A 1,767-nucleotide genomic window follows, 5' to 3' on the forward strand; every position below is an offset into this window, starting at 1 on the left:
CAAGGGGTTGCTGAAAAACGATAACCAACTGGCGATGTTATTCACGCTGGCCAACCTGTTTCGGGCGGACCAAATGATACGTCAGTGGGAGAGATCTCACTAAAAACTGGGGATAACGCCTTAAATGGCGAAGAAACGGTCTAAATAGGCTGATTCAAGGCATTTACGGGAGAAAAAATCGGCTCAAACATGAAGAAATGAAATGACTGAGTCAGCCGAGAAGAATTTCCCCGCTTATTCGCACCTTCCCCAGCAGGGGCGGTTGTTTGGTTTCTTTGAGACCGGGCGTGGGGTGGTGGATACAGTGGTCGCCTTCTGTGCGCTGGGGGTCTTCGCCTATTTCGGCAGCGACCTGAGCGGTTTTAGGGCCGGCATCCTGTTCTACTCCTGTATTGTCATCGTGGTGGGGGTCGGCATCCTGTTCCTGATGAACGACGAGGAGAAGACCGGGGCCGAGCAGAAGGCGACGCGTACCGGCGAACTCTCGTCTGTGCTCAGAGACAAGCTGGTGTGGCTCATAGCCCTCAACATCTTCTGTGTCTACTCCGTCTATTGTGGCCTGACTTTTTTCATCCCCTTCCTGAGCAAGATCTACGCCCTGCCGGTGGCACTGGTTGGTGCCTATGGCATCATCAACCAGTACTGCCTGAAGATGGTCGGAGGCCCCATCGGTGGCATCATAGCGGACAAGGTGCTGAAGTCCCCCAGCCGTTATCTCTGCTATAGCTTCATGGTCAGCACCGCCATGCTTGGCCTACTGATCGTCTTGCCCCATGAGCAGATGTCCGTCTACCTCGGCATGGCCTGCACCCTGGGCTTTGGTACCGTTGTCTTCACCCAGCGAGCCGTTTTCTTCGCCCCCATCGGTGAGGCCAAGATCAAGGAGGACCATATTGGCTCCGCCATGGCGATGGGTAGTTTCATCGGCTATGCCCCGGCTATGTTCTGCTTCAGCCTCTACGGCCATTTGCTGGATCAGTACAGCGGCTTGTTAGGGTACCAGATAGTGTTTGGCATCATGGCGTGTTTTGCCTTCGCAGGAACCGTCATCTCCACTCTGCTGGTGCGGGAGATCAAGCGAAAGGACGCTGCCGTCGCGACCGAACAGATCGTCGCGAGCTAAGGCTGGACTAGGGCGATCGACCGACCTAGTGCCATGGGAGAGGGGAGCCAGTGGCTCCCCTCTTTTTGGGCATCCGTTCTCGCTGGTGAGAGGTGCTATTCGCTGGCTTGTCCCAGCTGCTTGCGAATATGGTGTTGCAAGACCGCCAGCATGGAGGCGCCGGAGAGGCCTATCATCAGGGCGCCGTTGACCGCTTCCAGCGGCCCGAGCATCTTCCACTGCGGGCTCATGACGATGTCGCCATAGCCCAGGGTGGCGAAGTTGACCCCGGAGTGATAGATGGCCTCCTGCAAGGTGTCGAACTCGCCGAGCCACAGGAAGAGCCCTCCCCAGACGCCGATCTGGGCCAGGTTGCCCAGCATCACCAGAGTGATGGTGCCAAAAAGGGCCAGCATGCCAGCCAGGGCACCCTCGCGTTGATTGAACCGCTTGATGTAGAAGCGGATGCACCAGACGGCAACCAGGGATTGCAACAGCATGTTGACCAGGATCACCGGGATGCCGACCATCAAAATGAGAAACATGTCAGTCTCGTGACTGCTCCCCGCCGCAAGCGGCGAGGCTTCCCACTTCTTAGGCCGCTACTGCCGAATTGGCAGATTGACGCTGGCCTCCATGGGTAGAAACGACGAGTCCCGCCGCCT

Annotated in this window: 2 protein-coding genes and 1 pseudogene; 2 read left to right on the top strand and 1 reads right to left on the bottom strand. The window is 57.3% G+C overall.

The genetic code is table 11. The annotated features are described in order from the left end of the window. Both ACB039_RS20835 and ACB039_RS20840 read left to right on the top strand, forming a co-directional pair. Positions 1-103, top strand: a pseudogene (locus ACB039_RS20835) (IS5/IS1182 family transposase); the annotation flags it as partial. A gap of 99 nt (positions 104-202) precedes the next feature. After that, on the top strand, positions 203-1,123 hold the full coding sequence (locus tag ACB039_RS20840; RefSeq protein ID WP_081805660.1) for an MFS transporter: 921 nt from the start codon (positions 203-205) through the stop codon (positions 1,121-1,123). A gap of 95 nt (positions 1,124-1,218) precedes the next feature. Here the strand turns inward: ACB039_RS20840 and ACB039_RS20845 are convergent, their stop codons facing one another. After that, entirely contained in the window at positions 1,219-1,647 is a 429-nt protein-coding gene (locus tag ACB039_RS20845; protein ID WP_041205398.1) for an ion channel, read from the bottom strand. Positions 1,648-1,767 lie beyond the last annotated feature (120 nt).

This window comes from Aeromonas sp. S2(2024) (assembly GCF_041402505.1).
Taxonomy (GTDB): domain Bacteria; phylum Pseudomonadota; class Gammaproteobacteria; order Enterobacterales; family Aeromonadaceae; genus Aeromonas; species Aeromonas media.